We start from the raw sequence: 14,202 nt of genomic DNA, 5'->3' as shown, positions 1-14,202 counted from the left end.
TTCTGCCCATGTGGCAGCTCGACACCGACGTAGTCCTCATCTCCGACCCGCGCGTCTCGGCGGTCCCCGTCCGGGAGTGCGGCGAGCCGCTGGCCGACGTACGCGGGCGGCTGCGGGTCGACACGCGGATGGCCGACGCCGACGGCGCGTACGCGCACCTGCGCGCAGGGCTGCTCGACCGGCTCGAACAGGCCGAGAGCGCCCTTCCCGACGGCTTCCACCTGCTGATCGTCGAGGGCTACCGGCCCATCGCCACCCAGCGGCGCATCTTCGAGGGGTACCGCGCGGAGCTCCTCACCACTTATCCCGACATGACGCCTGACGAGTCCTATATCGCGGCGAGTCGTTATGTGTCCCCTGTCGAGGTCGCCCCCCACACCGCCGGCGCCGCCGTCGACCTGACCCTGTGCGCGCCCGACGGCACCGAGTACGACATGGGCACCGAGGTCAACGACAACCCCGAGGAGAGCGGCGGCGCCTGCTACACGGCCGCCGCGGGCATCCCGGCCGAGGCCCGCGCCCACCGCAAGATCCTGGCCGCCGTCCTGGAACCCGTGGGCCTGGTCAACTACCCGACCGAGTGGTGGCACTGGTCCTACGGCGACCGCTACTGGGCCATGTCCACCGGCGCCCCCGCCGCCCTGTACGGTCCTGCCCCCTTCTAGCCAGGTTTTCCCCCGACGGCGGTACGGGCACAACCTGTGGCGGAGGCTTTTGGACTCCCCAGCGAGGTGTGCATGGTTCCGTTGATCGGGATCGAAGAGGAATACCTCGTCGTCGATCCCCGCACGCGTCACGTGTCCCCCCGGGCGGCCGAGGTCCTGGCCGCCGCGACGGACATGCTCGACGTGGCCCACGAGATCACCCGTTTCCAGGTGGAGGCCCGTACGCCGCCCTCCGCCGACCTGAGCGAGCTGGGTTCCCAGCTTCGGACAGCACGGAAGGAGGTGGCCGAGGCGGCCCGGTCCTGCGGCCTGGCGGTCGTGGCCAGTGGCATCCCGGTGCTCGGCAACGTCATGCCGCCGCCGCTCACCGACGACCACCGCTATCTGCAGGGCAAGGAGCTCTACCGCGCGTTGCAGGACGAGATCAGCATCTGCGCGCTGCACGTGCACGTCGACGTACCGGACGAGGAGATCGCCGTCTACGTCGGCAACCATCTCAGACCCTGGCTGCCGACGCTGATCGCGCTGGCCGCCAACTCGCCGTTCTTCGTGGGCCGCGACACCGGCTACGCGTCCTGGCGGGTCATCAGCTGGGGGCGGTGGCCGGTGTCCGGGGCGCCGCCGTACTTCCCGACGTTCGGCGACTACGAGCTGGCGCTGCGCGCGCTGTCGGAGTCGGGAGCGCTGATGGACCCCAAGACGGTCTTCTGGGACACCCGCCCGTCGCCGCGGCTGCCGACGGTCGAGATCAGGGTGGCCGACGTGCCGCTCGACGTGAGCGACAGCCTGACGATCATCGGCCTGATCCGGGCCCTGGTCGTGACCGCGTTGCGGGAGGTGGCGCGCGGTGACCGCGGGCTGCCGATCCCGTCGGAGGTGCTGCGGGCCGCCTATTGGAGGGCGGCCCGGGACGGCCTGGTCGGCGACAGCCTCGACGTGCGGCACGGAACGCTCGTGCCCGCCACGGTGATGGCCCGCCGGCTGTTCGGCCACGTACGCGCCGCGCTGGCCGAGGCCGGCGACCTGACCTTCATCGAAGAGGGTCTGGAGCGGCTGCTGAGCAAGGGCTCCGGCGCGGTACGCCAGCGGCGCGTGCACGCCCGGGGCAACGACCTGACCGACGTGGTGGACGACCTGATCGAGGCCACCGTCGCCTGAACCGCCCGTTCAACGCAGCGCGAGCACCGCCGCCACGCCGAGGCCGAAGGTCACGACGACGCCGCGCAGCACGTCAGGCGGCATGAGCCGGGCCACGCGGGTGCCGAGGAAGCCACCCGCCAGGCTGGCCGGCGCCACCACCGCCACGGCCTGCCACTCCACCGGCCCGAACAGCGAGCACGCCACCACCGAGACCGTGCTGACGACCAGCGCCAACGCGGCCCGTACGGCGTTGACCCGGTGCAGGTCGTCGTGCAGGAACATGCCGGGCCACCGCGTTGGTCACCGACGCCGTGACGCCCGGGTACCCGAAGGCCACCAACGCCGGGAAGGAGACCAGCGTGCCGCCCCGGCCGGCGCGTTGACCACCCCGGCCACCAGCCCGACCGCGCCCAGGAACACGAACTCCCCACCCGTCATCGCCCCACCCCCGACCGGGACGAGAGGTCGGCGCTGGTCATCGGGACGGCCGGAAGCGCGAGGTCGGTGCTTGTCATCGGCCCGCCGCGTAGCCCTGGGCGCCGCGGGGGCTGGCGGCGGCCTTCAGGAAGGCGCCGTCGCGGGCCACCGCGCTCAGCCTGCCGAGCGACCACGGCCCCTCGACCTCGACCTCGTGCCCGCGCCGCCGCAGCTCGGCCACCACCCCCGGGTCGAGCCGCTCCTCGACGTGCAGCACCCCGGGACGCGAGCCGCGCGGGAAGAACGAGCTGGGGAAGTGCGCCGAATGGAACATGGGAGCCTCGATCGCCTCCTGGAGGTTCAGCCGCCCGTGCACGACGGCCAGGAAGAAGTTCACGCTCCACTGGTCCTGCTGGTCGCCGCCCGGGGTGCCGAACGCCAGCCACGGCCTGCCGTCCCTGGTGGCGAACGACGGCGAGAGCGTGGTGCGCGGGCGCGCGCCGGGCCGCAGCGAGGCGGGCAGCCCCTCCTGGAGCCAGAACATCTGCGCCCGGGTGCCCAGGCAGAAGCCCAGCTCGGGGATGGTGGGCGAGCTCTGCAACCATCCGCCGCTGGGCGTCGCCGAGACCATGTTGCCGAACCGGTCCACGACGTCCACGTGGCAGGTGTCGCCCCGCACCGCGCCGTCCGGCGTCACCGTCGGCTCGCCGATGCCCGGCCGCGCAGGGGCGGGGATCGTGGAGGTGACGGCCGCCGTGCCGGGCGGGAAGGCCGGGAGGCGCGGCTCCCGGCCGCCGGGGGCGCCCGGCCGCAGCTCCAGGCTGGCCTCGGCGCCCACCAGCCGCCGCCGTTCGTCGTTGTACGCCGAGCCCAGCAGGTCGGACATGGGCACGTCCGCGTCGCCGTACCAGGCTTCGCGGTCGGCGAAGGCGAGCTTGGCCGCCTCGGTCACCAGGTGCACGTAGTCCGCGCCGAGGAGGTCGACGGCGTCGAGGTCGAACCCGGACAACAACGCGAGCTGCTGGAGGAAGACCGGCCCCTGTCCCCAAGGTTCCGTCTTGTACACGGTGTGCCCGCGGTAGTCGAAGCTCACCGGCTCCTCGACCGAGGCCGACCAGCGGGCCAGGTCGTCCCCGGTGAGCAGGCCGCCGTGGACCTCGCCCGAGCTGTCCCGCCAGGCGGTGCCGGAGCTGAAGCCGGCGACGGCCTCGGCGACGAAACCCTCGTACCAGGCATGTCGGGCGGCGGCGAGCCGGCCTTCGCGGGTGGCCGACGCGGCCTCGGCCTCGGCGACCAGCCTGCGGTAGGTCGCCGCGAGCACCGGGTTGGCCAGCTTCGACCCCGGCGCGGGCACCCGGCCGTCCGGCAGCCAGGTGGCCGCCGACGTGGGCCAGTCGCGGGTGAACAGCTCCTCGACCGTGCCGATCGTGGCGGCGATCCGGTCGAGCACCGGAACGCCGTGCTCGGCGTAGTGGATCGCCGGGGCCAGCACCTCGGCCAGCGACCAGGTGCCCCAGCGCTCCAGCAGCGACATCCAGCCGCCGAACGCGCCCGGCACCGTCGCCGCCAGCAGACCCGTGCCGGGGACGACGTCCAGGCCCATCGCGGCGAAGCGCTCGACGGTCGCGGCGGCGGGGGCCACGCCCTGGCCGCACACCACCGACACCTTCCGCTCCTCCTCGCTCCACAGCAGGATCGGCACCTCGCCGCCGGGGCCGTTCAGATGCGGCTCGGCGACCTGGAGCACGAACCCGGCCGTCACCGCCGCGTCGAAGGCGTTGCCGCCGCGTTCCAGGACGCCCATCCCGGCCGCCGAGGCCAGCCAGTGCGTGCTGGCGACCATGCCGAAGTCGCCTGTCAGTTCGGGCCGGGTGGTGAACAACGGTCTCTCCTCCGGGGGACGGTTCAGGAGACTGTATACAATCCTGGCGCCTCAGCCGTGGCCCAAGGGCGGTTCACCTGGGCGTCCCGTCGTCCGGGGGCTCGTCGTACGGGCCACGGCCGCGAGGAACGACCGGCGCGCGGCGGCGACGTGCGCGACCGCCCTGGCCTGGGCCTCGTCCTCGTCGCCCGCCGCGATGGCCTCGCACAGGCTCAGGTGCTCGGTCCACGAGTACGGCGCCCGGACGGCGGCGGTCCGGCTGAAGATCCACTGCGCCCGCTGCACCATCGGCTTCATCATCAGGTTGAGGTAGGAGTTGCCCGCCGCCTCGCCCACGGCCAGGTGGAAGGCGGTGTTGAGCTCGGCCACCTCCGCCGGGCGACCGGCCTCGACGGCCTCCCCGGCCGCGTCGAGCACCCGGCGCAGCCGCTCGACGGCCTCGGGACGCCGTTTGCGCGCCGCCAGGCGGGCGGCCAGGCCCTCGACCGCCATGCGCACGTCGAAGAGCTCCTCGTCCTCCTCGGCCGACAGCCGCACGACCCTCGCGCCGATCCGCGGGACGACCTCGACGAACCCCTCGGTCGCCAGCACCCGGATGGACTCGCGCACAGGGTTGCGCGACACGCCGAGCAGCGCGGCCAGCCGGTCCTCGACCAACCGCTCGCCCTGGGCCAGCGCGCCGGAGAGTATGCGGCGGCGCAGCTCCTCGGTGACCTCGTCCCGCAGGGTCGTGCGGGCGGCGCCCGCCGTCGGTTCAGCCATATGACGGCCAATCGTATACAGGCTCGGTCAGTCGCCGAGGCCGTCCGCGGCGGTGGCGGGTCTGGCCACCTCCCACATGCGGTCGAACTCGGCCAGGAAGTGCTCGTACCAGACGTGGTCGCGGCGCGGGGTCAGCGTGAAGACGGGGTCGCGGCCCGCGGTGCTGTGGGTGCCCAGCTCGACGTGGATGACGCCGTCGTCGTCGCCGGGATCCAGCAGGACCAGCCCGAACGCGGGCACGAACGGCAGGAAGCGCACCTCGACGCGGTCCCGGTGGGGCAGGTCGCGCAGCAGGTAGAGGGTGGACTTCACGCGATGGGTGAAGATGTCGGTCTGCTCCGGGATCGTGCTCCGCCTGGCCGCCTCCTCGGGCGCGGTGCCCATCGGGTCGATCACCAGGACCTTGAGCGACGCGCCGCGTTCCAGGGCTTTGTGCAGGTCGCCGACATGGGCGCGGATCGTGCGGCTCAGCGTCACCCCGGCGAAGCGCAGGTCATCGGTGCGGGCGACCCGCTGATCCAGGCCGTCCTTGCGGGTGGTCAGGAACGCCTCCCCGGCCAGACGGTCGCGGACGAGGGCGTTGAGCTCGGCCACGCGCGCCTCCAGGTCGGCCACCTGGTGCTTGGGGCCGAGCGCGGACGCCGCCAGCAGGGCGAGCGTGGCCAGCGTCGCCGCCGCCAGGATCTCACCCTTGACGACGCCGAGGACGCCGAGGACGCCCACCACGAGCGCGATGACCGTCGTGACGTAGATCTCCAGGTTCTTGCCGGAGCCGAGGTCGGAACGTAAGCGTTGCAGAGGCGGCATGCCCTCATCCTCCAGCCTTTCCGGCCGCCACGCTCCTCAGGCGCGCAGGCGCAACCCCCTCGGGGTCGGATGGAACCCGGCCGCCTCCAGCGCGGCGGCCAGCGGCGACTCCACGATGGACGTACCGTCGGCCCGCTCCACGGTCAGCTTCCCGAGAGCTCCGTCGCGCACGGCCAGCGCCAGGGCGTCGACGGCCGGTTGCAGCCGCTCGTCGTCGGCGAACGACAACAACGTCTTGCCGCCCCGCTCCACATAGAGGACGAGAAAACCGTCCACGAGCACGACCAGCGAGCCCGCCTTCCTGCCCGGCTTGTGCCCGACGTCGCCGGCGCGTTGCGGCCAGGGGAGCGCGGCGCCGTACGGGCTGGCCGGATCGGCCGCGGCCAGCACCACGGCCCGCCGCCCCGGCGTCACCCGCCCGCCGCTCTCCCAGAGGGGGGCCTCGGAAGGAGGACCGGAGCTCTCATGCGGCCCGCCCCCGGTCGGCGCGATGCCCGGAGCCATGGCCCGCATGCGGTCGACGGCGCCCGGCAGCGCGAACTGCGCACCGCCCAGCCCCTCCACGAAGTACCCCCGGCGGCACCGGCCGCTCTCCTCGTAGGCGCGAAGCACCTGGTAGACGGGCGTGAACCCGCCGGGCAGCCGTTCGGAGGTGACCGCGCCCCGCGTCACCACCCCGTGCCGTTCGAGCAGCACCTCGGCCTGCGCGTGCGCCCGCTGCGTCGTGTCGTCGGCGGGCCCGGGCAGCAGCCACCACCGCCCGGCCACGGTCGGCGGCCCGCTTCTCGACGGCAGCACGGCCCGCCGCCGCCGCGTCGTGGCCGGCCGGTGCGCGGGACGCCCGGTGCCCAGCGTCGCCCGCAGCGGCGCGAGCGTGTCGCCGGAGACCCGGCCCGACCACACCAGATCCCACAGCGCGGAGACCAGCGCCGCGTCGTCGAGCGCACCGCCCTGGGCGCCGAGCTGGTCGGAGATGCCCCGGAAGAACAGCGCGCCGCCGCCGCCCAGCAGGTCGAGCACGCGTTCGTGCAGCGGCGTCATCGTGATCTCGGCGGGCTCGGGCAGCAGCAGCGGCGCGGTGTCGGCGAAGTAGAGCGACACCCACCCGTCGCCGCCGGGCAACGACCCCTGCCCCACCCACATCACCTCGCCCGACGAGGTCAGCTCGTCGAGCAGCGCCGGATGGTAGCCGGGCACCCGCGAGGGCAGCACCAGCGTCTCCAGCGCCGACGCCGGCACCGCGGCCCCCTGGAGCTGCTCGACGGAACGCACCAGCGCGTCCATGGCCCGGGCCGCCCCGGCCCGCGAGCCGTCGGACGACGACGAGCCCGAACCGGTGATGCCGTGCCAGGCGGGCAGGAAACGGGCCAGCGTCTCGGGCGCGACCGGCTCGACCTCCTTGCGCAGCCGGGCCAGCGACCTGCGGCGCAACATCCGCAGCACCCCGGCGTCGCACCACTCCTCGCCCCGGCCGCCCGGACGGAACTCCCCGTTCACGACCCGCCCCGAGGCGGCCAGCCGCCGCAGCGCGTCGGTGACCACGGCCACGCCGAGCCCGAACCTGGCGGCGGCGGTGCCGGCGTGGAACGGGCCACGGGTGCGGGCGTGCCGGGCCACCAGGTCGGCCAGCGGGTCGGGCACCGGCTCCAGGAACACGTGCGGCACCCCCACGGGCAGCGGCACGCCGAGCGCGTCGCGCAGCCGGGCGGCGTCCTCGACGGCAGCCCACTGCTCCTCGCCCGCGACGCGCACGCGGATGGCCCGGCGCGCGCGTTCGAGCTCCTCCAGCCAGGACGGGTCGCCGCCGCGCACGCTCACGTCGGGCGTCAGCAGCGGCCCGTGCGAGCGCAGCAGGTCGGCCAGGTCCTCGGCGTCGCGCAGCGGCCGGTCGAGCCGGGCCAGCTCGCGCTCGCTGGTCACGATCACGTCGGGGTCGAGCAGCTCGCGCAGGTCGGCCTGGCCGAGCAGCTCGGCCAGCAGCGTGGTGTCCAGCGCCAGGGCCTGCGCGCGGCGTTCGGCCAGCGGCGCGTCGCCCTCGTACATGAACGCGCCGATGTAGTGGAACAGCAGCGACGCGGCGAACGGCGAGGCCTGCGAGGTCTCCACCTCCACCACCCGGATCCGGCGCGCCGCGATGTCGCGCATGAGCTGGACCAGCCCCGGCACGTCGAACACGTCCTGGAGGCACTCGCGCATCGTCTCCAGCACGATCGGGAACGAGGCGTACTGGGAGGCCACGCCCAGCAGGTGGGCGGCCCGCTGGCGCTGCTGCCACAGCGGGCTGCGCCGGCCCGGCACGCGGCGCGGCAGCAGCAACGCCCGCCCCGCGCACTCCCTGAAGCGGGAGGCGAACATGGCCGACCCGCCCAGCTCCTCGGTGACGATCTGCTCGATCTCCTCGGCGTCGAACGCCGCCACGTCGGTGGGCGGCTCGGCCAGCGTGTCGGGGATGCGCAGCACGATGCCGTCGTCGGAGTGCACGGCCTGCACGTCGATGCCGTAACGCTCGCGCAGCCGCCGGTTGATCGCCAGCGCCCAGGGGGCGTGCACCCGCGCGCCGTAGGGGGAGTGGATCACCACCCGCCAGTCGCCTAGCTCGTCGTGGAAGCGCTCGACCAGCAGAGTACGGTCGTCGGGCACGTAGCCGGTGGCCTCCCGCTGCTCGTTGAGGTAGGCCAGCAGGTTGCCGGCGGCGAACTCGTCGAGCCCCGCCTCCCGCATGCGGTCGGTGGAACCGTGCTTGGCCTGCTCCCGCAGGAACTGCCCGATCGCCCGGCCCAGCTCGGCCGGCCGCCCGGCCGTGTCGCCGTGCCAGAACGGCAGCTTCCCCGGCTGACCGGGGGCGGGGGAGACCAGCACCCGGTCGGCCGTGATGTCCTCGATCCGCCACGACGTCGCGCCCAGCACGAACACGTCGCCGACGCGCGACTCGTAGACCATCTCCTCGTCCAGCTCGCCCACCCGGGACGCCTTCTCACCCACGAGGAACACGCCGAACAGGCCCCGGTCGGGGATCGTGCCGCCGTTGGTCACGGCCAGCCGTTGCGCGCCGGGCCGCCCCTGGAGCGTGCCGGAGACGCGGTCCCAGACGATGCGCGGCCGCAGCTCGGCGAACTCCTCGCTCGGGTAGCGGCCGGCCAGCATGTCGAGGGTCGCCTCCAGCGCGCTGCGCGGCAGGGTGGCGTAGGGGGCGGCCCGCTTGACCACGGTCTCCAGCTCGTCGACCGTCCACTCGTCGAGCGCGGTCATCGCCACGATCTGCTGGGCCAGCACGTCGAGCGGGTTACGCGGGTAGCGCAGCTCCTCGATCTGCCCGCCGCGCATGCGCTCGGCCACCACGGCCGTCTGGACCAGGTCGCCCCGGTACTTGGGGAAGATCACCCCACGGGACACCGCGCCCACCTGGTGTCCGGCCCGGCCGATGCGCTGCAGCCCGCTGGCCACGCTCGGCGGGGCCTCCACGCACGCCACCAGGTCGACCGCGCCCATGTCGATGCCCAGCTCCAGGCTGGAGGTGGCGACCACGGCGGGCAGCCGCCCCGACTTGAGCGCCTCCTCGATCTGGGCCCGCTCCTCCTTCGACACCGAGCCGTGGTGGGCCCGGACGATCTCCGTCACCACCCCCTTGCTCGCCCCCGCCTGCGCCATCGTCTCGGCCGGCATGCGCCTGGGCGGGGCCGGGGCCTCGTGGTCCTGCGGCGGCGTCTCCCAGATCGACAGGTCGATCGCCTCCAGCCCCTGCCGCCGCGTGTAGGCCAGCTCGTTGAGGCGGGTGCACAGCCGCTCGGCCAGCCGCCTGGAGTTGGCGAACACGATCGTCGAGCTGTGGGCCTCGATCAGGTCGAACAGGCGATCCTCCACATGGGGCCAGATCGACCGGCCGGACGACGGCTCGACCTGCTCGGGATCGGGCGCCCCCTCCATCTCCGTCATGTCCTCGACCGGGACGACGACCTCGATCTCGATGCGCTTGTCGGACGGCGGCTGCACCACCGTGGCCGGACGCGTGCCGCCGAGGAAGGCCGCCACCTCGCTCACCGGCCGCACGGTCGCCGACAGCCCCACCCGCTGCGCCGGACGCTCCAGCAGCGCGTCGAGCCGCTCCAGGCTGAGCGCCAGATGGGCGCCGCGCTTGGTGGCCGCGACCGCGTGCACCTCGTCGACGATCACCGTCTCGACGTCGCGCAGCGCGTCGCGCGCCTGGCTGGTGAGCAGCAGGAACAGCGACTCGGGGGTGGTGATCAGGATGTCGGACGGCTTGGCGGCGAACCGCCTGCGCTCCTCGGCCGGGGTGTCGCCGGAGCGGATCGCCACCGAGATCTCCGGCACGGGCAGCCCGAGCCGGCGCGCCGTCTGCCTGAGCCCGGCCAGCGGCGCGCGCAGGTTGCGCTCGACGTCGACGGCCAGCGCCTTGAGCGGCGACACGTAGAGCACGCGGGTGCCCGGTTTGGGGGCCTTCGCCGTTGTCTCGCCGGGGAGCTGCCCGGCCGCCCGCGCGGCGAGCCTGTCGAGCGACCACAGGAACGCCGCCAGCGTCTTGCCCGACCCCGTGGGGGCCACGACCAGCGTGTTGTCACCGCGCGCGATCGACTCCCACGCGCCCTCCTGGGCCGCCGTGGGCGCCTGGAAGGCGCCGGCGAACCATTGCCTGGTCACCTGGGTGAAGTGGTCTAGCGAGCTCACCTGCACATACTGCCTCGCGCCACCGACAGAAAACGCATTGGAGCGGCGACGGGCGATTGAGCGGGGGGCAAGACGGACATACAGCGACCGTGACCATTGATTATGCCGCCGTCGAGAGCCGACGCGCCCAATTGCGAGACCGGTACGCCTTAACGCACCGGCCGTCGAGCAGCGCCCGTGGCCTGCACCACGTGGCCCTGCTGTCGTCCGATGTGGAACGGACCATCAAGTTCTACCAGGAACTTCTGGAGTTCCCGCTGACGGAGATCATCGAGAACCGCGACTACAAGGGTTCGAGCCACTTCTTCTTCGACATCGGCAACGGCAACCTGCTCGCCTTCTTCGACTTCCCGGGGCTCGACCTCGGCCCGTACCAGGAGGTGCTCGGCGGGCTGCACCACGTGGCGATCTCCGTCGACCCCGCCACCTGGGAACGGTTGCGCGGCAAGCTGGAGATGGCCGGCGTGCCGCACCAGATCGAGAGCGGCGCCTCCATCTACTTCAAGGACCCCGACGGCGCCCGCCTGGAGCTGCTCGCCGACCATCTCGGTGAGATGTACGGCACGCGGGTGTTGTGACCGTGCGTCCCGGCTCAGCGCCGTGACGCCCTGCGCGTACGCGGTACGCCCGCGCGGGGCTCCTGCCTGATTCCGGCGTGCCGCTCCGAGCGCTGTCCCTTCTCCTTCTGCACGGCCTGCCGCATCGCGAGTAACAGCCGGCGGCGGCGCGCTCTGTTGGCCTTGGTCCTGGCGCTCTTCGGGGGTGAGGACTTGGGGGTCTTCGGCATGCGGATGTCCTACCCACACCTGACGCGCTTCCATACTTGGTTCATGCGCCTGACCGAGTTCTGGAGACGGATGAACGCCCATTTCGGCGAGACCTATGCCGACTCGTGGGCCCGCGACTACGTGATCGCCCCGCTGGGCGGCCGTACCGTGACGCAGGCGCTGGCCGACGGCGAGAGCGCCAAGACCGTGTGGCGGGCCGTGTGCCAGGTGGAGGACGTCTCACCCCGGCTGCGCTGAGCCGAGCGCACGGCGGAGCGCGTCCGCCGTGCCCTCCAGGTCGTCCGCGTCGCCCTGCCCGCCCGGCGACCACAACAACGTCCAGCCTCCGCTGGAGGGGGTGGCGAAGACGATCGTCTGGCGGCGCGTGCGCGGATGCCACACCCACAGCACCGGGTCGTCGCCGCCGACCATGCGGCTGACCAGCCCCCGGTCGGGCAGCAACTCGGCGAGCTCCTCCAGAAGGGTGCGTCGTTCCCCGGTGTAGCCACTCGCCACTTCGCCGCCTCCAAGCCAGTACCCTGCAAGTGAGTCTCCCCAGCTCACGGCGTATGACAACACGTCGGCGGCAACCCGCGCGGAAGATCGGGAACGTTCCGCTCCGCGCGCCTCACCCGTCACTCCGGTCCCATGACCACGCTCTCCGGACCGGTGGGGAGAACGTCCGTGACGTCTCCCCGCGCGGCGATCCACGTTCCCCGGGCCTGGTTCACATGTCCCCCGTCCGCAAGGGACAGGTGTTCGTCCGGCCCGGACCCCTACAAGCGCCCGTCCCCCAGGGCAGACCCCACGGCCGATCCGTCAGCCGGCAACCACCATGAACGCGAGCGGCATCCGGGCACGGCCTCGCCCTTTCCTGAGCGGCCCGCGCCGGCGAAGGCGTCACTGGCCCGATGGCGGATGGAGGTCCAGGATCATGTCGAACGACCGTGTGCCGTCCCTCCCGGTGAAGGAGCCGACCAGTTGGAAGCCGTGCTTCTTGTAGTAGCGAAGGGCGCGTGGGTTGTCGGCGAGAACGCCGCCGAACAGGATGATTCTCCTCCTGCCGAAATGCCGTGCGACGTCCGCGACGAGCGGGAAGATCTGCGTTCCCACCCCCCTCCCCTGGTGGTCGTCGGCCAGGGCGGGGCCGAAGCGGCAGTCCGTCGCCGCCAGGTGGATGCCGGCCTCCCGGTAGCGGGCGATGTCCGCCGGGTGAGGATCGAGACTGAACTCGACAAGGCCGACGATCCTGCCGGACAGCACGTCCTCAAGCACCAGCCTGAGCTTGTCGTGACGCGCGATCGCGTCACACAGCTTCCGGGCGGCCTTGAGGTCGTACCCGTCGAAGGTGCTCAGTCGCCTCGATTCGGCGGACAGCCCCTCAAGGAAGGCCGCAAGACGCTCCGCGTCAGTGTGCATGAGCGGTCGGAAGGCGACCTCCGAACCGTCACTCAGGTTCAGGCGCCACGTCAGGACAAGCGGGTCTTCGGCGACCGCCTTCAGTGTGAGCACCTCGGCAATCCCTCCCCGCTCAGACCTCGGTGGCGCGAACCTACTGGTCATCCACCTTCGGCGGCAACGCACATTGTTCGCTGTCACAGGACACCCAGCGAATGCTGATCATCGTCACGAAGGTTGATGACCACCGGTCTCGTGACACCGAAGATCGAGTGACGCGTCGCCAACACGCTCGACCTTCGCTGTCACGGGACACTGAACACGCCGCATGCATCCCAGCAGCGTGTTCGTGATGTGATCGAACAGTCGTTCGGCTACGATGAACCTTGCCGAACTCGGCCACGCCTTCTCCGACCGTCGCAGAAAATGTCGGTGGCAGGCCGTAGCTTTCACTCGACTGATCGGACCACGACCCTCCAGAGGGAGCTCCCATGGCTATCAACGACCGCGAGAAGGCCCTCGAGACCGCGCTCGCTCAGATCGAGCGGCAGTTCGGCAAGGGCTCCGTCATGCGACTGGGCGACGACGCCCGAGCCCCCATCGAGGTGATCCCCACCGGGTCGATCTCCCTTGACGTGGCCCTCGGCATCGGCGGCCTCCCGCGTGGGCGCATCGTCGAGATCTACGGCCCCGAGTCCTCGGGCAAGACCACGGTCGCCCTGCACGCGGTGGCCAACGCCCAGCGGGCCGGCGGCATCGCGGCGTTCATCGACGCCGAACACGCCCTTGACCCCGAATACGCCAAGAAGCTCGGCGTCGACACCGACGCCCTGCTGGTCTCCCAGCCCGACACCGGTGAGCAGGCGCTGGAGATCGCCGACATGCTGATCAGGTCCGGCGCGGTCGACATCATCGTCATCGACTCGGTGGCCGCCCTGGTGCCCAAGGCCGAGATCGAGGGCGAGATGGGCGACAGCCACGTCGGCCTCCAGGCCCGTCTGATGTCCCAGGCCCTGCGCAAGGTCGCCGGCGCCCTCAACAGCACCGGCACCACCGCGATCTTCATCAACCAGCTCCGCGAGAAGATCGGCGTCATGTTCGGCAGCCCCGAGACCACGACCGGTGGTAAGGCGCTCAAGTTCTACGCCTCGGTCCGCATGGACATCCGCCGCATCGAGACCCTGAAGGACGGCACGGAGGCGGTCGGCAACCGCACCCGGGTCAAGGTCGTCAAGAACAAGATGGCCCCGCCCTTCCGCGTCGCCGACTTCGACATCCTCTACGGCGTGGGCATCTCCCGCGAGGGCGGCCTGATCGACATGGGCGTCGAGCACGGCTTCGTCCGCAAGTCGGGCGCCTGGTACACGTACGAGGGCGACCAGCTGGGCCAGGGCAAGGAGAACGCGCGCAACTTCCTGAAGAACCACCCCGACATGGCCAACGAGATCGAGAAGAAGATCAAGGACAAGCTCGGGGTCGGTCCGAAGCTCGACACGCCCGCCGAGCCCGCCGCCGCCGTCCCGGCTCCCGCCGCCGCGCCCTCGGGTCGTGGCTCGAAGTCCACCCCCAAGCCTGGTGACGTCTGATCGGTCGGCGCATGAGTGACAGGGATCCGTCGCAGGCGCCCCGTTCCCAGGACTGGGGCGCATGGCCCGACCTCCCCGCCTCGGGGGAGCGCAAG

At 72.2% G+C, this 14,202-nt stretch carries 13 protein-coding genes; 5 read left to right on the top strand and 8 right to left on the bottom strand.

What is annotated here, in order from left to right; all coding sequences use genetic code 11:
- The first annotated feature begins 8 nt into the window (after positions 1-8).
- Both ABZ815_RS05480 and ABZ815_RS05475 read left to right on the top strand, forming a co-directional pair.
- A complete protein-coding gene (locus ABZ815_RS05480; RefSeq protein ID WP_357694275.1) occupies positions 9-665 on the top strand; it encodes a M15 family metallopeptidase in 657 nt (218 codons plus the stop codon).
- Positions 666-737: 72 nt separating this feature from the next.
- Positions 738-1,823 carry a glutamate--cysteine ligase gene (locus tag ABZ815_RS05475; RefSeq protein ID WP_357694273.1) on the top strand — a complete coding sequence of 362 codons (1,086 nt, stop codon included), beginning with the start codon at positions 738-740 and terminating at the stop codon, positions 1,821-1,823.
- A gap of 9 nt (positions 1,824-1,832) precedes the next feature.
- On the opposite strand, the gene ABZ815_RS05470 is transcribed toward ABZ815_RS05475, so the two are convergent.
- The 5 genes from ABZ815_RS05470 to ABZ815_RS05450 form a co-directional block, all read right to left on the bottom strand.
- The gene (locus ABZ815_RS05470) at positions 1,833-2,087 is read right to left on the bottom strand and encodes a sulfite exporter TauE/SafE family protein (RefSeq protein ID WP_357694271.1); all 255 of its coding nucleotides are present in this window, start codon (positions 2,085-2,087) and stop codon (positions 1,833-1,835) included.
- A 229-nt stretch (positions 2,088-2,316) separates the two neighbouring features.
- Entirely contained in the window at positions 2,317-4,065 is a 1,749-nt protein-coding gene (locus tag ABZ815_RS05465; protein WP_357694657.1) for a gamma-glutamyltransferase family protein, read from the bottom strand.
- Positions 4,066-4,155: 90 nt separating this feature from the next.
- The gene (locus ABZ815_RS05460; RefSeq protein WP_357694269.1) at positions 4,156-4,866 is read right to left on the bottom strand and encodes a GntR family transcriptional regulator; all 711 of its coding nucleotides are present in this window, start codon (positions 4,864-4,866) and stop codon (positions 4,156-4,158) included.
- Between the two features lie 27 nt (positions 4,867-4,893).
- The gene (locus tag ABZ815_RS05455; protein WP_357694267.1) at positions 4,894-5,673 is read right to left on the bottom strand and encodes a hypothetical protein; all 780 of its coding nucleotides are present in this window, start codon (positions 5,671-5,673) and stop codon (positions 4,894-4,896) included.
- 36 nt (positions 5,674-5,709) lie between these two features.
- The gene (locus ABZ815_RS05450) at positions 5,710-10,356 is read right to left on the bottom strand and encodes an ATP-dependent helicase (protein WP_357694265.1); all 4,647 of its coding nucleotides are present in this window, start codon (positions 10,354-10,356) and stop codon (positions 5,710-5,712) included.
- Positions 10,357-10,445: 89 nt separating this feature from the next.
- Between ABZ815_RS05450 and ABZ815_RS05445 the strand changes: the two genes are divergently transcribed.
- Positions 10,446-10,934, top strand: coding sequence for a VOC family protein (locus ABZ815_RS05445; protein ID WP_357694263.1), 489 nt, complete (start codon positions 10,446-10,448; stop codon positions 10,932-10,934).
- Between the two features lie 14 nt (positions 10,935-10,948).
- Here the strand turns inward: ABZ815_RS05445 and ABZ815_RS05440 are convergent, their stop codons facing one another.
- Complete coding sequence (locus ABZ815_RS05440) at positions 10,949-11,143, bottom strand: hypothetical protein (RefSeq protein WP_357694261.1); 195 nt, start codon at positions 11,141-11,143, stop codon at positions 10,949-10,951.
- Positions 11,144-11,186: 43 nt separating this feature from the next.
- Between ABZ815_RS05440 and ABZ815_RS05435 the strand changes: the two genes are divergently transcribed.
- Complete coding sequence (locus tag ABZ815_RS05435) at positions 11,187-11,381, top strand: DUF3046 domain-containing protein (RefSeq protein WP_357694260.1); 195 nt, start codon at positions 11,187-11,189, stop codon at positions 11,379-11,381.
- On the opposite strand, the gene ABZ815_RS05430 is transcribed toward ABZ815_RS05435, so the two are convergent.
- Together ABZ815_RS05430 and ABZ815_RS05425 are read right to left on the bottom strand one after the other, a co-directional pair.
- Positions 11,364-11,639, bottom strand: a complete 276-nt coding sequence (locus ABZ815_RS05430) for a hypothetical protein (RefSeq protein ID WP_357694258.1) — start codon at positions 11,637-11,639, stop codon at positions 11,364-11,366. The two genes, ABZ815_RS05435 and ABZ815_RS05430, sit on opposite strands and share 18 nt — an antisense overlap.
- Positions 11,640-12,023: 384 nt before the next feature.
- Positions 12,024-12,635 (bottom strand): GNAT family N-acetyltransferase, encoded by a 612-nt coding sequence (locus ABZ815_RS05425; protein ID WP_357694257.1) that lies wholly within the window; start codon positions 12,633-12,635, stop codon positions 12,024-12,026.
- Between the two features lie 377 nt (positions 12,636-13,012).
- Between ABZ815_RS05425 and recA the strand changes: the two genes are divergently transcribed.
- On the top strand, positions 13,013-14,107 hold the full coding sequence (gene recA, locus ABZ815_RS05420; protein ID WP_352323144.1) for a recombinase RecA: 1,095 nt from the start codon (positions 13,013-13,015) through the stop codon (positions 14,105-14,107).
- Positions 14,108-14,202: the final 95 nt, after the last annotated feature.

It is taken from the genome of Nonomuraea sp. NPDC047529 (assembly GCF_040642995.1).
GTDB lineage: Bacteria > Actinomycetota > Actinomycetes > Streptosporangiales > Streptosporangiaceae > Nonomuraea.
This window is presented reverse-complemented; position numbering and strand designations above follow the sequence as displayed.

Excerpts from the sequence above, each read along its gene's own strand:
- ABZ815_RS05480 (WP_357694275.1), top strand. The coding sequence starts at position 9 with ATGTGGCAGCTCGACACCGACGTAGTCCTCATCTCCGACCCGCGCGTC.
- ABZ815_RS05475 (WP_357694273.1), top strand. The coding sequence starts at position 738 with ATGGTTCCGTTGATCGGGATCGAAGAGGAATACCTCGTCGTCGATCCC.
- ABZ815_RS05470 (WP_357694271.1), bottom strand. The coding sequence starts at position 2,087 with ATGTTCCTGCACGACGACCTGCACCGGGTCAACGCCGTACGGGCCGCG.
- ABZ815_RS05465 (WP_357694657.1), bottom strand. The coding sequence starts at position 4,065 with ATGGTCGCCAGCACGCACTGGCTGGCCTCGGCGGCCGGGATGGGCGTC.
- ABZ815_RS05460 (WP_357694269.1), bottom strand. The coding sequence starts at position 4,866 with ATGGCTGAACCGACGGCGGGCGCCGCCCGCACGACCCTGCGGGACGAG.
- ABZ815_RS05455 (WP_357694267.1), bottom strand. The coding sequence starts at position 5,673 with ATGCCGCCTCTGCAACGCTTACGTTCCGACCTCGGCTCCGGCAAGAAC.
- ABZ815_RS05440 (WP_357694261.1), bottom strand. The coding sequence starts at position 11,143 with ATGCCGAAGACCCCCAAGTCCTCACCCCCGAAGAGCGCCAGGACCAAG.
- ABZ815_RS05435 (WP_357694260.1), top strand. The coding sequence starts at position 11,187 with ATGCGCCTGACCGAGTTCTGGAGACGGATGAACGCCCATTTCGGCGAG.
- recA (WP_352323144.1), top strand. The coding sequence starts at position 13,013 with ATGGCTATCAACGACCGCGAGAAGGCCCTCGAGACCGCGCTCGCTCAG.